Annotated in this window: 15 protein-coding genes; 7 read left to right on the top strand and 8 right to left on the bottom strand. The window is 65.4% G+C overall.

The genetic code is table 11. From position 1 onward, the window contains the following. Window positions 1-3: 3 nt before the first annotated feature. Genes KR49_RS06405 through KR49_RS06385 form a run of 5 tightly spaced genes read right to left on the bottom strand, consistent with a single transcriptional unit; the run spans window position 4 to window position 6,810 of the window. Complete coding sequence (locus KR49_RS06405) at window positions 4-708, bottom strand: TrkA family potassium uptake protein (RefSeq protein WP_043693016.1); 705 nt, start codon at window positions 706-708, stop codon at window positions 4-6. Between the two features lie 24 nt (window positions 709-732). Then, complete coding sequence (locus KR49_RS06400) at window positions 733-2,142, bottom strand: TrkH family potassium uptake protein (protein WP_043697000.1); 1,410 nt, start codon at window positions 2,140-2,142, stop codon at window positions 733-735. A 32-nt stretch (window positions 2,143-2,174) separates the two neighbouring features. Further along, a complete protein-coding gene (locus KR49_RS06395; RefSeq protein ID WP_043693014.1) occupies window positions 2,175-3,989 on the bottom strand; it encodes an SLC13 family permease in 1,815 nt (604 codons plus the stop codon). Further along, the gene (hflX, locus tag KR49_RS06390; RefSeq protein WP_043693012.1) at window positions 3,977-5,665 is read right to left on the bottom strand and encodes a GTPase HflX; all 1,689 of its coding nucleotides are present in this window, start codon (window positions 5,663-5,665) and stop codon (window positions 3,977-3,979) included. Before hflX ends, KR49_RS06395 begins: the two co-directional genes overlap by 13 nt. After that, window positions 5,662-6,810 carry an NAD(P)/FAD-dependent oxidoreductase gene (locus KR49_RS06385; RefSeq protein WP_043693010.1) on the bottom strand — a complete coding sequence of 383 codons (1,149 nt, stop codon included), beginning with the start codon at window positions 6,808-6,810 and terminating at the stop codon, window positions 5,662-5,664. Before KR49_RS06385 ends, hflX begins: the two co-directional genes overlap by 4 nt. Before the next feature lie 67 nt (window positions 6,811-6,877). On the opposite strand from KR49_RS06385, the gene KR49_RS06380 reads away from it, so the two are divergent. Together KR49_RS06380 and KR49_RS06375 are read left to right on the top strand one after the other, a co-directional pair. Beyond that, window positions 6,878-7,678, top strand: a complete 801-nt coding sequence (locus KR49_RS06380) for a phosphoadenylyl-sulfate reductase (RefSeq protein WP_043693007.1) — start codon at window positions 6,878-6,880, stop codon at window positions 7,676-7,678. A 2-nt stretch (window positions 7,679-7,680) separates the two neighbouring features. Then, entirely contained in the window at window positions 7,681-8,394 is a 714-nt protein-coding gene (locus tag KR49_RS06375; RefSeq protein ID WP_071839696.1) for a type III pantothenate kinase, read from the top strand. Here the strand turns inward: KR49_RS06375 and bcp are convergent. Further along, the gene (gene bcp / locus KR49_RS06370; RefSeq protein ID WP_043696997.1) at window positions 8,372-8,839 is read right to left on the bottom strand and encodes a thioredoxin-dependent thiol peroxidase; all 468 of its coding nucleotides are present in this window, start codon (window positions 8,837-8,839) and stop codon (window positions 8,372-8,374) included. The two genes, KR49_RS06375 and bcp, sit on opposite strands and share 23 nt — an antisense overlap. A gap of 32 nt (window positions 8,840-8,871) precedes the next feature. Here bcp and KR49_RS06365 point away from each other — a divergent pair, with 32 nt between their 5' ends. Further along, the gene (locus KR49_RS06365) at window positions 8,872-9,504 is read left to right on the top strand and encodes a 4'-phosphopantetheinyl transferase superfamily protein (RefSeq protein WP_052378196.1); all 633 of its coding nucleotides are present in this window, start codon (window positions 8,872-8,874) and stop codon (window positions 9,502-9,504) included. A 96-nt stretch (window positions 9,505-9,600) separates the two neighbouring features. Next, the gene (locus tag KR49_RS06360) at window positions 9,601-10,248 is read left to right on the top strand and encodes an alpha/beta hydrolase (protein ID WP_043693002.1); all 648 of its coding nucleotides are present in this window, start codon (window positions 9,601-9,603) and stop codon (window positions 10,246-10,248) included. Window positions 10,249-10,301: 53 nt separating this feature from the next. Here the strand turns inward: KR49_RS06360 and KR49_RS06355 are convergent, their stop codons facing one another. Beyond that, entirely contained in the window at window positions 10,302-12,482 is a 2,181-nt protein-coding gene (locus KR49_RS06355) for an AAA family ATPase (RefSeq protein WP_043692999.1), read from the bottom strand. 95 nt (window positions 12,483-12,577) lie between these two features. On the opposite strand from KR49_RS06355, the gene KR49_RS06350 reads away from it, so the two are divergent. Genes KR49_RS06350 through KR49_RS06340 form a run of 3 tightly spaced genes read left to right on the top strand, consistent with a single transcriptional unit; the run spans window position 12,578 to window position 17,460 of the window. After that, window positions 12,578-13,741: an efflux RND transporter periplasmic adaptor subunit gene (locus KR49_RS06350; protein WP_253912841.1), complete on the top strand. Its 1,164-nt coding sequence runs from the start codon at window positions 12,578-12,580 to the stop codon at window positions 13,739-13,741. A 9-nt stretch (window positions 13,742-13,750) separates the two neighbouring features. Then, window positions 13,751-17,167 carry an efflux RND transporter permease subunit gene (locus KR49_RS06345; RefSeq protein ID WP_043692996.1) on the top strand — a complete coding sequence of 1,139 codons (3,417 nt, stop codon included), beginning with the start codon at window positions 13,751-13,753 and terminating at the stop codon, window positions 17,165-17,167. Continuing rightward, complete coding sequence (locus KR49_RS06340) at window positions 17,164-17,460, top strand: hypothetical protein (RefSeq protein WP_253912840.1); 297 nt, start codon at window positions 17,164-17,166, stop codon at window positions 17,458-17,460. The genes KR49_RS06345 and KR49_RS06340 overlap by 4 nt, the downstream gene beginning before the upstream one ends. Window positions 17,461-17,483: 23 nt before the next feature. Here the strand turns inward: KR49_RS06340 and KR49_RS06335 are convergent, their stop codons facing one another. Further along, window positions 17,484-19,142, bottom strand: coding sequence for an alpha-D-glucose phosphate-specific phosphoglucomutase (locus KR49_RS06335; RefSeq protein WP_043692993.1), 1,659 nt, complete (start codon window positions 19,140-19,142; stop codon window positions 17,484-17,486). Window positions 19,143-19,201 lie beyond the last annotated feature (59 nt).

Here is a 19,201-nt window from a genome sequence, read left to right as displayed (position 1 = left end):
CGATCAGGTCTTGGGCAGTCGCTGCAGGTCGTCCACCAGACCCATCACCACCAACAGATGCCCTTCCTCCAGCACGTGGGAGGCCGGAGGGTTCACCGTGAGGCTGCTCTGGGGGCCCGCGGCCAGCACATTCACGCGGAAATTCTTGCGCAGGTTGAGGTCCCGCAGGGATCGACCCATGAACGGTTCCGGCACCTTGATCTCCTCGATGCAGTGCTTCTCATCCAGGGCCAGACGCTCCATCAGATTCGGACGCACCAGTTCAAGCCCGAGGCGTTCCCCCTGCATCCGGGAGGGGAAGATCACGCGGTCGGCTCCGACCCGCTTCAGCATCTTTTCGTGCAGATCGCTGGTGGCGCGCGCAATCACCTGCTTCACCCGCGTTCCCTCGCTGTCCTTGGCGATCAGGGTGGCGGTGATGCTGGCCTCGATCGGTTCACTCATCGCCACCACCACCGTGCCCATGTCGAGCACGCCGGCTTCGCGCAGCGACTCCTCGTCGGTGCAGTCGACGACCCTGGCCTCCACGGTGGGCTCCAGCTGCTGCAGTTCCGCGATGGCGCGTTCCGAGCGGTCCACGGCAAGCACCTCGGCCCCGTTCTGCAGCAGTTCGCGGCAGACGGCGATCCCGAAGCGCCCGACGCCGATCACCGCGAAGCCGAGCCGCTCACTCCCCTGGAGCGGGCTCCACTGCCACCATTCCTTCATGGCTGAAGGGCCCGGGGATCACGCTCAGACATACAGATCCTCCCGGGGGTATCCGATCCGATTCTGACGGTGCAGGTGATGGCCCTCTCGGCTGACCGCCTCCCAGATGGCGCTGAGCAGCAGAAACACCCCCAGACGACCCACGAACATCCCGATCAGCAGCACCAGCTGACCGAAACGACCCAGTTCCTCGGTCACCCCGAGATCCAGGCCAACCGTGCAGAACGCCGAGATGCAGGTGAACAGCATCTCCAGGAAGGTGAACGGGTCCTCGCCGTTGAGGTTGCTCCCCAGGCTGAGCAGCAGGGCCATTCCCAGAACGAACAGCAGCGAGGCGACGGTGATGCCCACGGCTCGCAGCACCACCTTGTCGGAGATCTCCCTGTTGCGGATCACCACGGAATCGCGGCCCCGCAGCGTCGAACGGGTCGCCGCCATCAGCGCCGCGACGGTTGTGGTCTTGATCCCGCCGCCGGTCCCGCCGGGACTGGCACCGATGAACATCAGCGCCATCAGCAGCAGCGTCCCCGAGTCGGTGATGTTCTCCAGGGAGAACGGAACGGTGGTGAAGCCGGCAGTGCGGGCGGTGACCGATTCGAACAGGGCGGTCATCCAGCGTTCGGGCCACGCCATCTCGATGAACACCTCCCCCCGGTTGAGCCATTCGGTCACCGCCAGCCCCAGGGTGCCGAAGGCGATCAGCAGCAAGGTGGTCCGCAGCACCAGCCGGGTGTGGAGGCTTGGACGCCGACGTCCCCGACGGAACCCGAGCCCGACCAGGTCACTGGTGACCCGCCAGCCCAGTCCGCCCATCACGATCAGCAGCATCACCACCGCGTTGACGACCGGGTTCGCGTGATAGCGCTCGAGGCTGTCGGACCAGAGACCGAAGCCGGCGTTGTTGTAAGCCGAGATGCTGTGGAACAGCGACGCCCAGATCCGCTCCCCCCGATCCGGGATATCGCTGAAGCCGAAGCCGTAGAGCACCATCGCGCCGATCAGGATCACCGCGGCTGCGGTCAGGGCGATGGCACGGAAGGTGGCGCCCACTCCGCCGACGCCGAATTCATCGAGGGTCCGCCCCCGGTCAAGCCGGCGGCGCAGAGCGGTTCCCTTCACCACGAACCCCTGCAGGAACGTGGTGATCGCCATCAGTCCGAGACCGCCAGCCAGGATCATCCCGGCCAGCACCAGCTGCCCGAAACCGGTCAGGTCCGTGCCGATGTCGATGATCGACAGCCCCGTGACGGTGATGGCGGAGGTGGCCGTGAACAGCGCTTCCCAGAGGCCGACACGTTCGTTGGAACAGAGCGGTGTGCTCAGCACCAGGGTCCCGAGCAGGATCACCAGCAGGCCTGTCACCACCGTGAACTGCGGAACGGTGAGCCGGCGATGCCAGCCCTGGCTGCGTTCGAGGGCCTGGCGGAGGGGCACGCGGTGCGGCTGGAGGATTCGACCAGTGTTGATCAGGTTGGGCCGTAGCGCCACAGGATCAGGGCCGGCACCAGCACGGTCATGATCAGCGTCAGACCGCTTCCGTATCGGGTGACGTCCAGGAACCGATAGCGTCCTGGGCCGAACACCATCAGATTCGTCTGATACCCCACCGGGGTGAGGAACGACTGGCTGGCCCCGAACAGCACGGTGATCAGCAAGGCGGTGGCCGGCAGATCCAGCCCCGGTGCCAGCTGCACCGCCACCGGCGCCAGCAGGGCCACCGAGGCAGCGTTGCTCATCACCTGCGTTACCAGCGTGGTGCCGATGAAGATCACCATCAGCGCCCCATAGGTCGGCCAGCCATCGAGGCCCTGCGACAGCCCGGCCGCCAGCCCATCAGCCAGACCCGTGGTCTTCAGGGCGACGCTGAAGCTGGTGAGCGATCCCAGCAGCAGAATCACATCCAGGCGGATCGCCCGCTGCAGCTCACCCGGTCGCAGGCAGCCGCTCGCCACCACCGCCACGGTGGCGAGCAGCACCGATGCCACCAGCGGAACCGGCGTCAGGGTCGGCAGCAGCAGCATGCCGACGGCGATCGACACCGCCAGCGGCTTGCGGCGCACCGTCGGCAGATCCTCCTCCAGCCGGTCGAGCACCAGAAGGTCGTTGCTGGCCTGCAGCCCGCGGATCGAATCGAGCGGTGCCTGAAGCAGCAGCACGTCTCCCTCCCGCAACACCACCTGGCCAAGCCGCTCCTGAACTGTTTCCTGGCCGCGTCGCAGCGCCAGCACCGTGGCGTTGTGCCGCTGACGGAAACGCAGTTCCCGCAGGCTGGCGCCGGCCAGGGTGGAGCCGGCTGGCAGCAGCACCTCCACCGTTTTCTGGCCGCCGGCGCTGCTGTCGAGGTTGACGCCGGCGTTCTGCCCCTGGGTGGTGAGCTGGATGGTGTGGTCCTGCTGCAGGCGCAGCAGGTCCTGGCGGGTGACCCGCAGCAGCAGGTGATCGCCAGCCTGCAGCCGTCGATCCGCCAGGGGGGGAAGCAGGCGTTCTCCGCCACGCTGAAGTTCCAGCACGTCCACGTCGAAGCGCCGTTGCAGACGGCTGTTGTGCAGCGACCGACCGACCAGTTCCGAATCCCCGGGAATCGTCACTTCCGTGCAGTAGGAACTGGTCTGGGGATTGATGGTGAGCTCGTCGCCGTTGCTGCCCCGATCCGGCAGCAGCACCCGCGGGGCGAGCACGAGATAGAGAGCGCCGGCCAGCCAGATCGGGATGCTGATCAGCGTGAAGCTGAACAGTTCCAGGGATCCGTAGCCGAGCTGCTCGCTGATGTCGCTCACCAGCAGGTTCACGGAACTGCCCAGCAGGGTCAGGGTGCCCCCCAGCACGGTGGAGAAGGACAGCGGCAGCAGCACCCTCGAGGGCGAGAGCCCCCGGCGGTGGCACCAGTTCTCCACCACCGGCAGCAGCGAAGCCACCACGGGGGTGTTGGGCACGATGCCGGACACCGGCGCGATCACGAAGGCCATCAGGGCGATCAGACGCCGTGGGGTCCGGATCCGCTCGGAGGCGATCAGAGCCCTCAGACGATCGAGGGCCCCGCTTTTGAACAGAGCAGCGGAGACGGGGAACAGGCCCAGCAGGGTGATCAGAGCAGGGCTCCCGAATCCCGCCAGGGCCTCCTGAGGGTTCAGAACGCCTGAGGCCATCAGCAGCCCGACGCTGAGCAGCCCGGTGAGTTCCGGTGCCAGAGCACCGGAGATGAACAGCACCACAGCCAGGATCAGCACGGCCAGGGTGATCAGGGCATGCGGGTCCTGGATCGCGCTGGTCAGCTCGGCCATTCCGGGGCCTGCCCGTTCACAGGTGCCTCCGATTCTGCCCCGGCAGGGAAGAACTGATCCCGGAGCCATTGCTGCAGCCCCCGAAGACCGTCCCCCCGCATCGCTGAGAGGAAGAGGCTGGCGGGCTCCCGGCAGCGGATCGCTTCGATGGCGTCCAGCGAGCAGCGGTCGATCTGATTGGCCACCACCTGGCGGAAGGCCCGACTGCCGAGGGAGTCCAGGAGCCGGTGCACGGTGCTCAGCTGACTGGGCCAGTCCGGATCGGCCAGATCCACCACCAGCAGCAGCACGTCGGCATCGAGGGCCTCTTCGAGGGTGGCGCGGAAGGCTTCCACGAGCGGGGCCGGAAGATCCCGGATGAAACCGACCGTGTCGGTGAGCAGCACCCGGTCGGGGCGTTGGCCCGGGCGGGGCAGATCCAGCTTGCGGGTGGTGGGATCGAGGGTGGCGAAGAGTTTGTTCTCCGCCAGCACGCGGTCGCTCTCCCGCCTGCCACAGAGGGCATTGAGCAGACTTGACTTTCCGGCATTGGTGTACCCCACCAGAGCCACCCGCGGCAGGTCCTGGCGCTGCTCCCGCAGACGGCTGCGGTGCTCCTGCAGTTGCTTCTGATCGCGCAGCAGCCGTTCGATGCGTCGGCTGATGGCGCGTCGATCCTTCTCCAGCTGGGTTTCACCCGGTCCGCGGGTGCCGATACCGCCGCCCTGACGCGAGAGGCTGCGGCCACGGCCCAGCAGGCGTGGAAGGCGGTATCGCAGCTGGGCCAGCTCCACCTGCAGGCGACCGGCAGCGCTGCCGGCCCGCTGGGCAAAGATGTCCAGGATCAGCTCGCTGCGGTCCATCACCGGACAGTCGAGCAGCCGTTCCAGATTGCGGGCCTGCACCGGAGACAACTCCCGGTCCGTGATCACCAGGGACGCACCGTTGCGGCGCACCTCGAGTGCGGATTCCTGCAATTTCCCCGTCCCCCACAGGGTCTGGGGGTTGGCGCTGCCCGGGCGCTGCTGGATCACGGCCACCGGTGTCGCCCCGGCACTGCGCACCAGTCCTTCCAGCTCTGCCAGCTCCCGTTCACTGCGGCCGGGATCGCGGGCCGCCAGGGTGAGCAGCAGGACGCGTTCAGCCGGGTTGTCGGCGGCGACAGGGGAGGGGGCGTCGCCGCTCGGCAGGCTCGGTGGCTCCAGCTGGCACAGGTCGCGAAGAGCCCCTTCCTCCAGGGTTCGCCATCCCAGGGGCTGCTTCGGATCCGGTTGCAGCAGTCGTGCCGGCCGGCTGCCATCCGATGCCGTGCAGGGGGCGAAGCACAGCCAGGATCGGGGCGCCAGATCCAGGGCCACCACGCTGTCGCGGGGCTCGCTGGACAGCCCCTGCCGACTGAAGGGACAGCTGATCAGTCTCCAACCACCGCTCTGCCGACGGGGTGCCTGAGGCAGATGCGTGAGCAGGGGGTCGGATCCGTGGAGCGGACCGATCCACAGCAGACGGCAGAGGCCGCGACCGTCCAGCACCAGATGCAGGGGCTGTTCGAGCTCCAGGGCCATGTCCGCCAGCCGTTCCAGGGTGAGAAGGTCGGCACCGCTGGACTCGGGATGGCGGCGGTGGCTGAGCCGTTCGAGCTGACGCTGCTGGGCAGGGCGAAGGCCCCTGGTGCGTCCGGCGAGGTGGGCCTGCTTCAACGGCCGAGCAGCCAGGCGCCGGCCGATCTCAGGCCTAGAGCAAGGCCCGGGAACCGCGTGAGATAGGCAGCACGGCGAATCTGAAAGGCCAGCGGCCCGGCCAGGGTGATGCCCATTCCGGTGAGGGTGGCGTCGCCGATGCCCAGGCTGAGCATCTCCCCGCGGTCTTCGAAACGGAACGGTGCGGCTGTGGACTGGTGGCGCACGGCAAGGATGGCTTCGGCCACGGCGGCTCCCTGCTGCATCGCCACCTGGGCGGTGCTTGGCCAGGGCTCGTCAGCGTTGCGGGTGGCATCGCCGATGGCGAAGATGCTTCTCGATCCCTTCACGCTCAGATCCGGCTGGATCTTCAGGCGTCCGGCCTCCAGTGCGGGGGAGGGATTCAGAGGTGGCCAGCTCGGCCGACTGCCGGCGGTCCAGATCAGTCCGGCATGGCTCAGGGATGTGCCGTTGTTCAGGTCCACCCGGTCGGCATGGACCTCGGTCACGGCCGTGTTGAGATGCAGGGTCACGTCACGCCGTTCCAGAGCCGCTGCGGCACGCTCTCGGTTGAAGGCCGCGTTTCCGGGCAGGATCGAGTCGCTGAGTTCGATCAGGTGAAGGCGCGCTGAGCCCTCGAGCAGATCGGCCATCTTGCAGGCCAGCTCAACGCCGGTGGGGCCGGCCCCGGCGATGACGAGGGCGGCATCGTCCTGGCGCTGGTGGCGCAGATCCCTGATCCAGCGGCGCAGGGTTGCCACGTCGGCGAGATCGCGGAAGCCGATGGCATGCCTCCGCACACCAGGGATCCCGAAATCAGCGGACTCTGCTCCGGTGGCGATCAGCAGCTGGCACCAGCGCAAGGTCTGACCGCCCGCGGTGATCAGGGTCCTGCCGTCGCCGTCGATCGACTGCACCGTGTCCTGCAGCCAGCTGATGCCCCGGCCGCTGAGCAGATCCCGGTAGGGAGGCGCCACTTCCCACAGCTGCAGCTCATCACTGAGCAGCTCATAGAGCATCGGCTGGAACAGGAAGCGCTCCCGCGGCTCCACCAGCACGATGGGGAGGGAGGGATCCCGGCTGCGAAGGCTCAGGGCCGCCGTCAATCCGCCGAATCCACCGCCCACGATCACCACGGCATCGCATGGTGACGAAGGTCCGGTCATGGGCGGTGTGAGTGTTCCTAAAACCATAGGCAGCGTCGACGGAACGGCGACGGGTGAAGATGGCGCTATGACCGACGGCTCGGACGCCATGACTCGCACTGCGGTCCCCCTGGAGATGTCCTCCCTGGATCCGCTTGCAGCAATGGATCTCGAGGCGGCGCGTCACGAGCTGGAACCGCTCGCCCCTGCGGAGCGACTGGCCTGGGCGCAGCATCGTTTCCCAGGAGCTTTCGCCCTCACCACCAGTTTCGGAATCCAGTCGGCAGTGCTGCTGCACATGGTCAGTCAGCTGGAGGGCGGTGAGTCCATCCCCGTGATCTGGGTGGACACCGGCTACCTGCCACCGGAGACCTACTACTACGCCCAGCAGCTGACGGAACAACTGGGCACCCGTCTGGTGGTGGCGCAGAGTCCGATGTCTCCCGCCCGCATGGAGGCCCTGCATGGTCGGCTCTGGGAGACAGGGCAGGTCAGTGACCTGGAGACCTACCACCGGATCCGCAAGGTGGAACCGCTTGAAGAGGCGTTCGCATCCCTTGATGTCCGCTGCTGGGCCAGCGGAGTGCGCAGCGGGCAGACGGACCACCGCCGTTCGATGACCTGGCTGGATCCGATCCGCACCCGACTGTCCCTGCGGCCGGTGCTCGACTGGACCCCCAGGGATGTCTTCTATTACATGCAGGAGCATGATCTGCCTCAGCACCCGCTGTTTGATCAGGGCTACTCGACAGTCGGGGACTGGCATTCCAGCGGTCCGGACAGCGGAGACCACAGCGGCCGCGGCACCCGTTTCGGCGGCCTGAAGCAGGAGTGCGGCATTCACCTGCCGCAGAACGCTGCTGAGGGAATGCTCGGGGACGGCATCTGATCGTGGTCGATCCGGCGGTCTGCAGCACCGGCCTGCTGATCGGAAACAGTCGCTGGCACTGGGCTGAGTTCCAGGCCGATCGCTGGCATTTCGACCACAGCCTCCCCGACCTCAGCCGGCTCGAGATTACGCCGCCTGTCTGGGCGGCTGTCGGCCCGGTGCCGGAGACGCCATTCCTGAACAAGGTGCGACGCCTCACCCTGGCAGACGTCCCCGTGGAGGGCTGTCCTCCCTGGCTCGGGGTTGACCGGGCACTGGGGGCCTTCAGTGCCTGGAACCGCTGCATCGAACAGCAACTGGATCGTCAGGCCGGTGTGCTGCTGGCGGATGCCGGCACGGTGCTCAGCCTCACGCTTCTGGACTCCGCCGGTGGTTTCCGGGGTGGTCAGCTGATTCCGGGCCTGCGGATGCAGCTGCAGGCCATGGCCGCGGGTGCATCCGCCCTTGATCTGCCGGCTCTGGATGTCGAATCCCCAAGCCTGTTCCCCCGGGAAACCGATGCAGCGATGTGGCGTGGCGCCCTGCAGGCTCTGGTGGGAGCTCTGGGGGAAGCACAGCGGCAGTGCGGGGCTCTCATCTGGCTCTGCGGAGGAGACGCGGCCCGGCTGGAACCTGAACTGATCCGGGCGGGGCTCCACGTCCGCTGTGATCCCGATCTGGTGATGAAGGGGCTGGTGGATCTGATGCCGATGATCAGCCCAGATCCAGATCACTGAGCAGGTCATCCGCCATCGAGGCGGATTTCACCTTTGTATAGATGCGTTCGAGTTTGCCTTCGGCATCCACCACGAAGGTGTGGCGCATCATGCCCATGTATTCGCGGCCCATGAATTTCTTCAGGCCGTAACTCTCGTAGCTGGTCGCCACGGCACAGGGCTCCTCATCCGTCAGCAGGGTGAAGGGCAGTTCGTGCTTGCTGATGAACTTGGTGTGGGAGGCAGCGTTGTCCTTGCTGATGCCGAGCACCTGGATGCCGTGTTCAGCGAAGCGCTCCCAGCGGTCGCGGAAGTTGCAGGCCTCCTTGGTGCAACCCGGCGTGTCGTCCTTGGGGTAGAAGTACAGAACGACCCGTTGTCCCAGAAATGAGGACAGCTTCACGGGTTCACCGTCCTGATTGGGGAGTGTGAAATCAGGTGCCGGATCGCCGATCTGGAGAGCCACAGGCGCAGTCGGAAGCAACTGGCGGCAGCGTAATGGCCCTTTGGCTGATCCCGAGGCGGGAGGTTCCCGATGCCCAGGTGAGGCTGACGGAACGGGAACGCTCCTGGGCGGACGCTCTCGGATCGCAGCGCGCGGAGCAGTTCGCCCATTCCCGTCGCTGGCTGCGCAGCTGTCTTGCGGATCGCTTCCGACTGTGTCCGGATCGCATCCCCCTGGATGCGCCCCCGGGGCATCCGCCGACCCTCGCTGCTGGATGGGGCTGGATCAGCATCAGCCACAGCCGTGATGCCCTGCTGCTGGGCTGGTCCAGCCAACGCATCGGGGTCGATCTCGAACGCCATGACCGAAGCTTTGCGGCGGAGGCTCTCTGCCGGCGCTTCTTCTGCCCCGATGACCGGGACGCTCTGCTCAGCCTTGCGGCCGCGGAAAGGCGCCCGGCGGTGTTGCAGCACTGGATTGCCAAGGAAGCGGCGATCAAATGGCAACGGGGAGGACTGGCAACCGATCTGGACCAATGGTCGTTGAGCGAGACGATCGGCATGGCGGTTCACCGCAGCCTGGGCCTGCGGTTGCAGGTGCACCACGTCAGTCTTGGGGACTGGCGTCTGGCCGTGGTCGGAGCTGATTTCGGCCCGGGACAGCCTCCCCCGATCTGCCGGATTTGAGCTCGAGTTGGTCCTGATCGAACCAGATCTGCGCGTTTGTGTTGGCGATTTTTCTACCTACAGCTATTTTTTTGGTGACGTCCCTCTCTGTCGTCCGTGTTTACTCGTCTCGCCGCCGGCCTTTTGGCTGGTGCTTCCCTCGCCACTCTGGCTGCTCCCGCAGAAGCCGGTACCAAGCGTCCTGTTCGCTGGAACACCGGTGGTGCTGTGTGGACCACCTCCTCCAAAGCTTTCAAAACGTTCTTCAAGACCGGTGAAATCACCGACCGTGCTCTTGAAGCTGGTATCAACAACTCCGGCTGGACTGCCGAAGAGATCCAGGAAGGCATGACCAAGACCTACTCGGTCGATGTGGTCGGTGTTGCTCGCTTCCTCTACTCCAAGGACGGCGTCAAGTTCCTCAAGGATCAGACCGCTTCCTACTTCCCTTACTGGAAGATGAAGAAGACCGCAGTTCCCGCTCTGCGTTCCGCCATCATCGCTGCTTCCGTGAAGGGCAAGCTGTCCTCCGCAGGCATCATGAAGAACCTGCCTGTCGACTTCCGTCTGGCCGACACCTGCGGCACCTACACCGGTGCTCAGAACGTCTGTGCTCCCGACAAGTGCGAAGGCGACGCCCAGTGCACCTCCCTGCTGTCCTGGTACGTCTTCCTGCCCGCTTGCGTCCAGGCCAACTCCGCACTGCCTGAGCCCGCTCCCCGCGCAGCTGCTCCCGCTCCCGCTCCTGCTCGTCCCCTGTGGTGATCAGGCCCTGAGCCGATTTCGTTCATCAAGCCCCGGCCTCGGCCGGGGCTTTTTCATGGTTTGACAAAACGTCCCTGCAGCAGGAGGTGCCGCATCGGCAACGCAAAGCCATCGCGTCCGACCCGGCGCAGCTCGCGGCGCAGCTGCTCGATCACGTCGTTCCCCACGTCCGAGATCATGCGTCGGTAGCTGGACCCCTCGGCCAGCCAGCGTTCCTCCAGATCGGCACCGCCGCTGAGTGACAGGGTCTCACCCCAGCTGCGCTCCTCCAGCTCCCAGCCGCAGTTCCGCATCACGTCGGTGCACACCTCGGTGCCAGCCAGCCACTGCTGTTCGCGTTGCAGCAGCGCTTCGAGACCATCCCCGATGGCTGCATCGGTTGCCTGCATCAGAGCGGTCGCCGGTCCCGCTGCCGCTGTGCTGATCAACAGGCGCAGGCCGCTCCCCGCCTTGCAGCGCTGCATCAGGATCTCCCAGAGCATCTGCCAGCGCTCCGGTTCCAGGTCAGCGGCACCGAGGCGGCCCCCGATCCATTCGAAGCGTTGACCGTCCGGAAGCTGGCAGAGCACTCCTGGATCGCCGCAGAGCAGCTGCGGTTGCAGGGACGCGTCCAGTAGTTCGAGTTGGGCGCTGATCCGTCTGTGGTCCCCCTCGGTGGGACTCAGCACGGTGACGCCGCCCTCCGGGACGGCCCGCAGCGGATCCAGGGCCCAGAGCAGGGAGCGCATCCCCACCAGCAGCACCCGGTCGTTTCGCTTCCATGGCACCGAACGCCAGAGCTGATCCCGCAGGCGATGCAGCCGGTCTCCCTCCTGGCCCAACTGCCGCTGGATCCAGCGATCCAGGGCCGGGCTGTCGGGCCCACTGCTCAGCAGCAGCGGCTGTTCCGCCGCCAGCTCAGCGGCCGCAGCGAGCTGGGCCGCGCGGCGCTCTGCCATGCGCTGGCGGCGCTGCCCTTCCCAGCCCTGGCTGCCGGGTTGCCAGAACACCTCCCCCTGGAGAGCGGTCGGCAGGTACTGCTGGTCCACCCAGTGCTCCACGTAGGCGTGGGGGTAGCGGTAGCCGACGCCATCACCGAAGGCTGCGCCGTCCCGGTTGCCGTCCCGCAGGTGGCTGGGCACGTCCTGTCGGCTGGCCGAGCGAACGGTCTTGAGGGCATCGAAGAACCCCATCACGCTGTTGCTTTTCTCGGCACCAGCCAAATACAGAGCGGCCTGCGCCAGCGGATAGAGCCCCTCGGGCAGGCCGACCCGCTCGAAGGCCGCGGCGCATGCCTCCACCACCACGATCGCCTGGGGATCCGCCAGACCGATGTCCTCCCCAGCGGCGATCAGCATGCGCCGGAAGATGAAGCGGGGGTTTTCGCCTGCTTCCACCATGCGGGCGAGCCAGAAGAGGGCGGCATCGGCATCGGACCCCCGCAGCGACTTGATGAAGGCGCTGATGGTGTCGAAGTGGGCATCGCCGTGCTTGTCGTAGAGCACCGCCCGCTCCTGGATCGACTCCTCGGCGATGGTCAGATCGATCCGGATCACACCGCCGGCGTCCGGTTCGGAGCTCTCCACCGCCAGCTCCAGGGCATTGAGCAGGCTGCGGGCATCGCCATTGGCGACATCCACCAGATGCGCAGCGGCCTCCGCTGTGATCTCCACCCTGCGCTCGCCGAAGCCCCGTTCGTCGTCGTCCAGCGCCCGGACCAGCAGCCGCTGCAGATCCTGCGGTTCGAGAGGCAGCAGCCGGAACAGCCGCGAGCGGCTCACCAGCGCCTTGTTCACTTCGAAGTAGGGGTTCTCGGTGGTGGCTCCGATCAGGGTGACGGTGCCGTTCTCCACCCAGGGCAGCAGGGCATCCTGCTGAGCGCTGTTGAAGCGGTGAACCTCGTCGATGAACAGGATCGTGCGCAGACCATGGCGCTCCAGCCGGGTGCGTGCCGCCTCCACCTCCTCTCGCAGATCCTTCACCCCTGCCAGCACGGCATTGAGGCTGCTGAAGTGGGCTCGTGTGTGATTAGCCACGATGCGCGCCAGGGTCGTCTTGCCGACTCCGGGTGGCCCGTGCAGGATCAGATTGCCGACGCGATCGGCGGCGATGGCCCGGCGCAGCAGTCGACCGTCCGCCAGGATGCCGCTCTGCCCCTCGAATTCCTCAAGGGTGCGCGGTCGCATCCGATCGGCCAGGGGCGCCAGCCTCCGACGTTGCTGATCACCGTGAAAGGCGAAGAGGTCCTGGCTCAATGGGCGCGGACATCTGGTGACAATCTTGCCGCTATCCCGAAGAATCGGGCCGTTGTTGGAATCTTCCGGATAATTCGACCAGACAAGGATTCTCAGTGCGCGCTCCGCAGCGATTGGTTCTGCCACTGATGGCCCTTGCCGTCGTCAGTGCCTGCAAGGGCGAGCCCCCGAAGCAACCGCCACCGCCCAAGGTTCAGGTGGCTCCTGCGGAGCTGGCGGTCTTCACCGATGGGGTGGACACGGTCAGCACCCTGGATTCCCTCAGCAAGGTGGAACTGGCGGCCCAGGCATCCGGACGGATCCTGCAGCTGGGGATCGATCAGGGGGATCAGGTGAATCCCGGTGATCTCCTCGTGGTGCTCGACCAGGCGCAGCAGCAGGCGCAGCTGGCGTCCGACAAAGCGCAGCTGATGGAGGAGGAGACCCGCTCGGAAACGGCCAAGACCAACTGGGAGCGCTACGAATATCTGGCCGCTCAAGGCGCCTCGTCCCAGAAGCAGCTGGATCAGTACCGCACCCAGTACCTCACGTCCGTTGAACAGGTCAATACCGCCCGAGAGAGGGTCAGGGCGACGGAAGCCAATCTCAGTTACAGCAACCTGCGCTCACCGGCCGGCGGCACCGTGGCGGATGTTCATGTGCAGGTCGGCGATGTGATTCAGCAGGGTCAGGTGTTCACAACCCTGGTTCAGAACGCCGAGCTGGAGGCCAGGGTCGAGATTCCTGCCGTCTTCTCCGAGCGGGTGAAGCTCGGTCTGCCGGTGCTGCTTAGCGCACCTGGCAGCGACAAGGTGATCAGCACCGGTGCCATTGATTCGATCGATCCGCAGGTGGATGCGACCACCCAGGGTCTGCTGGTGAAGGCCGTCTTCAAGAATCCGACCGGCCAGCTGCGCAGCGGTCAGCGCCTGCGCACCCGGGTGCTGCTCGACGAGACCGAGCAGCTGTCGGTGCCCTTCGCCGCTGTCACCCAGACCTCCGGTCAGAGCTTCGTGTTCCGTCTCGGAACCCTGGCGGAGCTGAAGGCGAATCCCGGCAAGGCCGATCTGGCCAAGCTCAGCAAGGCGATCGAAGTCGGCAAGCTGCCCGCGAATGCTCGCTTCGCTCTTCAGACACCGGTCATGGTCGGGGAACTGGAGAACAACCTCTACCCGGTCAGCAAGGGGCTGTCGTCGAACGCAACCGTGATCACCACCAATCTGCTGAACCTGAAGCACGGCATGCCTGTTCAGGTTCAGACGGGTGCGACACCGAACTGAAGCTGAACGATGTCCGCCTCCAATACCTTCATCACCCGCCCGGTCCTCAGCACGGTCTGCAGCCTGCTGATCGTGATCGTCGGGCTGATCGCCATTCCGATCCTGCCGATCGAGAACCTTCCGGACATCGCTCCCCCGACGGTGAAGGTGCGTGCCACCTATGTGGGAGCTGATGCCGTCTCCGTTGAACAAGGCGTCACCTCGGTGCTGGAGCAGCAGATCAACGGTGTGGAGGACATGGACTTCATCACCTCCAACAGCTCATCGGATGGTGTCAGTTCGATTGCGGTCTCCTTCAACAGCGGCACCGACGGCAACATCAACCAGGTGAACGTTCAGAACCGCGTCTCCCTGGCGGAGCCGCAGCTTCCTGAGGAGGTGCGCAAATCGGGCGTGACGGTGAACAAGGCCTCGAATTCGATCCTGCTGGTTTACAACTTCGTCAATGCACCCGATTCCGAGACCGACTACAGCGTTGAAACGATCAGTGGATATCTCGACAAGAACCTGACGGACAACATCAAGCGGGTGAAAGGCGTCGGCGATGTCACGTACTTCGGAAACCGCAAGATCGCCTTCCGTCTCTGGCTGGATCCTCAGAAGCTCACCGCCAGCGGGCTGTCCGCCTCTGATGTGGTCCAACAGCTGCAGAGCCAGAACCGCCTGGTTCCAGCCGGGAAGGTGGGTGGCGATCCGGCGCCGGAGGGTCAGGAATTCACCTTCACGGTGCAACTGCAGGGACGACTGACCACGGAGAGCGAGTTCGAGAACATCGTGCTCGCCAGGAATGCCAATGGCGGCCTGGTGAAACTCAAGGATGTGGGCCGTGTCTCCCTCGGCGGTGAGGTCTACGGCGTCGACGCCATCGACCTGCGTGGATCTCCCTCGGTGGGCGTGGCGATCTATCAGCTCTCCGGCAGCAATGCCATCGAGGTGTCCAACGGCGTCAAGGACGTGCTGGAGACCTTCGAGCAGACCCTGCCTGTGGGCCTCGAGGTGGAGAAGATCTACGACACCACCGATTTCATCAGCCAGTCGATCAAGGGGGTCACCAATTCGCTGCGCGATGCGGTGATCCTGGTGGTGCTGATCCTGTTCCTGTTTCTGCAGAACTGGAAGGCCACCCTGGTGCCGGCCATCGCCATTCCCGTGGCGTTGATCGGCACCTTTGCACTGGTGCTCGCCTTCGGGTTCTCGCTGAATCAGCTCACCCTGTTCGGGCTGGTGCTGGCTACGGGACTGGTGGTGGACGACGCGATCACGGTGGTGGAGGACACCTCCGCGAAGAAGGCGGAGGGTCGCACCGCCGTGCAGGCGGCGATGGAGACGATGGATGAGCTGTTCAGTGCCGTCATCGCCACCTCCCTGGTGAAGATGGCGGTGTTCCTGCCGGTGCTGTTCTTCCCCGGTGCGACGGGAACGATCTACAAGCAGTTCGCCGCAACGATCCTGTTCTCCATCGGGATCTCCACGTTCAACGCCCTCACGTTCTCTCCGATGCTCTCCGCGCTGCTGCTGGCGCGTGAAACCAAGGAGCTCAGCCGCCATCAGTACGCCACGGCTGGGGTGGTGCTCGGTTTCATCTACGGCCTGCTCAGCGCCGGTGACGGTGCTGTGCTGGCGGCGGTGCCGATGGCGGTGGGGGCGGTGATCGGCTACATCGCGTCGCTGCTGACGGGGCTGCCGCTGCGCTTGCCCTTCGCGGCCGGAGGCGCCGTGGTCGGCGTGATCATCGCCGGCATCAGCAAGCTCCCCCCCGTGTTGTTGTTCACCGGGATCGGTCTGCTGGTGGGCTGGTTCATCCCGTCGATCTTCACCAACTTCAACCGCTTCTACAGCGGCTTCGAGAAGCGCTACGCCAGCGTGCTCGACATGGTGCTCAAGGCACGTCCGGTGGTGATGGGCGTGCTGGCGATCGGGATTCTGCTCACGGGTCTGGCGTTCACCCGCGTACCGGGAGGATTCGTGCCGATCGAGGATCAGGGGTATGCGATCGGGGTGGTGCAGGCTCCCGACGGCCAGTCGAGCCAGAAGACTCTCGCCATCAACCGTCAGATCGCGGAGGTGATGAGCACCGAAGAGGACGTGAGGGCCGCGGCACTGTTCAGCGGAGCCAGCCTGGATGGCAATGCTCCCAACAAGGGTCTGTTCTTCGCCGGGTTCAAGCACTGGGATGAGCGTCCCGGGGAGGATCACACCGTCGGCGCGGTGGTGAAGCGCCTCAATCAGAAGTTCTACGAGCAGATCCAGGGCGCCCGGGTGATCGTCGTCGAACCTCCCGCCATTCCCGGCTACGGCACCGGAGGCGGCTTCGAATTCCAGCTGCTGGATCAGAGCAGCGGCGCTTACTCCCTGGATGATTTCTTCGCGGCCTCAGGCCGAATCATCCAGGCTGCCAACACCAATTCGATCCTGAACCGGGTGTACACCCTGTTCACGCCGCAATCGCCCCAGATCGAGATCAAGGTGGACCGGGAGCAGATGGCTTCCCTCGGGGTGGATTACGGCAGCGCCATGTCCACCTTCAGCGTCAATTTCGGAGGTGCCTATGTCAACGACACCTTCCAGGAAGGCAAGGTGCGCCGTGTCTATGTGCAGGCGGATGCGGACAACCGTGCAACACCGGAGCAGCTGGCCTCCGTCTACGTGAGCAATGCCGAGGGCCGCCAGATCCCACTGTCCGAGTTCTTCACGGTGACTCCATCCACGGGGCCGAGCGTCATCCCCCATTTCAATCTCTACCGCTCGATCAAGGTGGAGGGCACGCCGGCTGCGGGCAACAGTTCCGGTCAGGCGATCTCGGCGATGCGCCAGACGTTTGAACAGGGCAGCTTCCGGGGTCTTGATTACGACTGGACCGGCATCTCCCGGGAGGAAGTGAAGGCGGGATCCCTGGCGATCGTGATCTTCGCCCTCGGCATCCTGGCGGTGTTCCTGGTGCTCTCCGCCCAGTACGAGAGCTACACCGATCCGATCATCATCCTGCTGACGGTTCCCACCGCTCTGCTGGGCGCCCTGGTGTTTCTTGCCGGTGCGGGCCAGGTGCTGAACATCTATGCCCAGGTGGGTCTGGTGATGCTGATCGGTCTGGCGGGAGGGAACGCGATCCTGATCGTGGACCTTGCCAATCAGCGGATGGGCGAGGGGGATTCCGCCCTCGAGGCCGCCCGTTTCGCGGCTCAGTCGCGTCTGCGGCCGATCCTGATGACGGCGATCTCCTCACTCACCGGCTTCCTGCCGTTGATGCTGGCCACCGGTGCCGGCGCCCAGAGTCAGTCCTCCCTCGGGCTTGTGGTGTTCGGCGGTCTGCTGGTGGCCACCTTCCTCTCCACCCTCGTGGTGCCTGTGTTTTACGTGGTGATGAAATCTCTGCTGGGCGAGGCGGAGGGACGGGACGTCACAACTGAGCAGACGCCGACGTCATGACCCCGATGGATCAGCGACCGGAACTGGATCCGAGCCGTTCCTTCAGCGGCTGGAGGGTGTTGATGGCTGCTGTGGTGGGAGCGGCCACCGGCGCCGCTGTGAGTTTCTTCATCCAGGAACTGATCGAACACTCCCCTGCTGAGATCCCGCAGCGCAGCGTCCGGTTGTTCTTTCTGATGGTGATCCTGGCTGGAGCCCTGAGCAGCTTCGCGATTGAGGTGATGCGTCAGCTTCAGCAGGAGGCCACCGATGAGGCTTACCGCCACTACAACCCCCATCGGGGCCGCCGCTGAGCCGACGATCAGGTGATCACGGTTTAAGTGATCACGGTGGGACGGTCCATGCCGGTGCGCTCCTGGATCTCCGCCAGCGCATTGATGCCGCTGATCATGTCGGCCAGAGCGATCTGGGGATCCTGGTTGAGATCACCGGTGCTGGGCACGTAACTCTCGAGATACACACGGATCGTGGCGCCCTTGGTGCCTGTGCCGGAGAGGCGAACAACAACCCTGCTGCCGTCCTCGAGCTGGATGCGAAGTCCCTGGCCTTTGGTCACGGAGCCATCGACGGGGTCGGTGTAGCTGAAGTTGTCGGCCCCGCTGATGCTGCGACCCGCCAAGGACTGGCCGATGAGGCCGGGAAGCATGCCTTCGAGGCGGTCATAGAGACCATGGGCCGCGTCGCTGGGCACCGCCTCATAGTCGTGGCGGGAGTAGTAGTGGCGTCCGAAGCGCTTCCAGTGCTCGGCCATGATCTCGGCGACGCTGCAGCGGCGTTCCGCCAGGATCTGCAGCCAGAACAGCACGGCCCAGAGGCCGTCTTTCTCACGGATGTGATTGCTGCCGGTGCCGAAGCTCTCTTCACCGCAGAGGGTGATGCGACCGGCATCGAGCAGGTTGCCGAAGAACTTCCACCCCGTGGGGGTTTCGAAGCAGTCAATGCCCAGTTCCTTGGCCACCACATCAACGGCAGCACTGGTGGGCATCGATCGCGCCACACCCGCCAGGCCGGAGGCGTAAGCCGGCACCACCGACGCATTGGCCGTGAGCACGGCAAGGCTGTCGCTGGGATTCACGAAGCACTGGTGGCCCAGAATCATGTTGCGGTCGCCATCGCCATCGCAGGCGGCACCGAAGCGATGGGCATCACCGTTGAGCAGCAGATCGGCCAGCTCATGGGCATAGGTGAGGTTCGGGTCGGGATGACCACCGCCGAAGTCCTCGAGGGGGACGCCGTTGCGCACGCTGCCGGCCGGAGCACCCAGCAGACTCTCGAACACGCGGCTGGCGTAGGGACCGGTGACGGCGTGCATGGCGTCGAAGGCCAGCGGGAAATCGCCGCGAATCAGATCGGCGATGCGATCGAAATCGAACAGCTGCTGCATCAGCGCCACGAAGTCATCGACGCCGTCGATCACCTCCACCTGCATCGCACCGATGCTGAAGCTGCCGGGAGCATCGATGGGGATCGCCGGCGCTTCGAGGATCGTGTACTGCTCAAGGGTTTTGGTGCACTCGAACACCGCGTCGGTGAAGCTGGCCGGCGTCGGCCCGCCGTTGGCACCGTTCACCTTCACGCCGAAGTCCCCATCAGGGCCGCCGGGGTTGTGGCTTGCCGAAAGGATGATGCCGCCGATGGCCTGACGCTTGCGAATCAGGTTGGAGGCCGCGGGGGTGGAAAGGATGCCGCCGGTGGCGACGATCACCTTGCTGAGGCCATGGGCGGCCCCCATGCGCAGGATCACGTCGATGGCACGACGGTTGCCGTAGCGGCCGTCGCCCCCCAGCACCAGGGTTCCCCCCTGCACACCGGTGAGGGTGCGGAACACGGCCTCCACGAAGCTCTCGAGGTAGTGCGGCGCTTCGAACTGCTGGCTGCTCTTGCGCAGTCCGGACGTGCCGGGCTTCTGATCGGTGAAGGGAGTGTCCAGGCGCACCTGACGTTGCGTCGGTTCCACCGGGGCCGAGGTGGTCATCACGAAGAGTGGGACTACGCGGAACGTAAACACGGGATGACCGTGGCAGCGTGATGGAC

This window comes from Synechococcus sp. KORDI-49 (assembly GCF_000737575.1).
In the GTDB taxonomy this organism is placed as follows: domain Bacteria; phylum Cyanobacteriota; class Cyanobacteriia; order PCC-6307; family Cyanobiaceae; genus Parasynechococcus.
Note: the sequence above shows the minus strand (reverse complement) of the source record. Positions and strands in the feature narration are given on the sequence as shown.

Excerpts from the sequence above, each read along its gene's own strand:
- KR49_RS06405 (WP_043693016.1), bottom strand. The coding sequence starts at position 708 with ATGAAGGAATGGTGGCAGTGGAGCCCGCTCCAGGGGAGTGAGCGGCTC.
- KR49_RS06365 (WP_052378196.1), top strand. The coding sequence starts at position 8,872 with ATGGCCCTTTGGCTGATCCCGAGGCGGGAGGTTCCCGATGCCCAGGTG.
- KR49_RS06395 (WP_043693014.1), bottom strand. The coding sequence starts at position 3,989 with ATGGCCGAGCTGACCAGCGCGATCCAGGACCCGCATGCCCTGATCACC.
- KR49_RS06380 (WP_043693007.1), top strand. The coding sequence starts at position 6,878 with ATGACCGACGGCTCGGACGCCATGACTCGCACTGCGGTCCCCCTGGAG.
- KR49_RS06335 (WP_043692993.1), bottom strand. The coding sequence starts at position 19,142 with ATGACCACCTCGGCCCCGGTGGAACCGACGCAACGTCAGGTGCGCCTG.
- KR49_RS06385 (WP_043693010.1), bottom strand. The coding sequence starts at position 6,810 with ATGACCGGACCTTCGTCACCATGCGATGCCGTGGTGATCGTGGGCGGT.
- KR49_RS06340 (WP_253912840.1), top strand. The coding sequence starts at position 17,164 with ATGACCCCGATGGATCAGCGACCGGAACTGGATCCGAGCCGTTCCTTC.
- KR49_RS06345 (WP_043692996.1), top strand. The coding sequence starts at position 13,751 with ATGTCCGCCTCCAATACCTTCATCACCCGCCCGGTCCTCAGCACGGTC.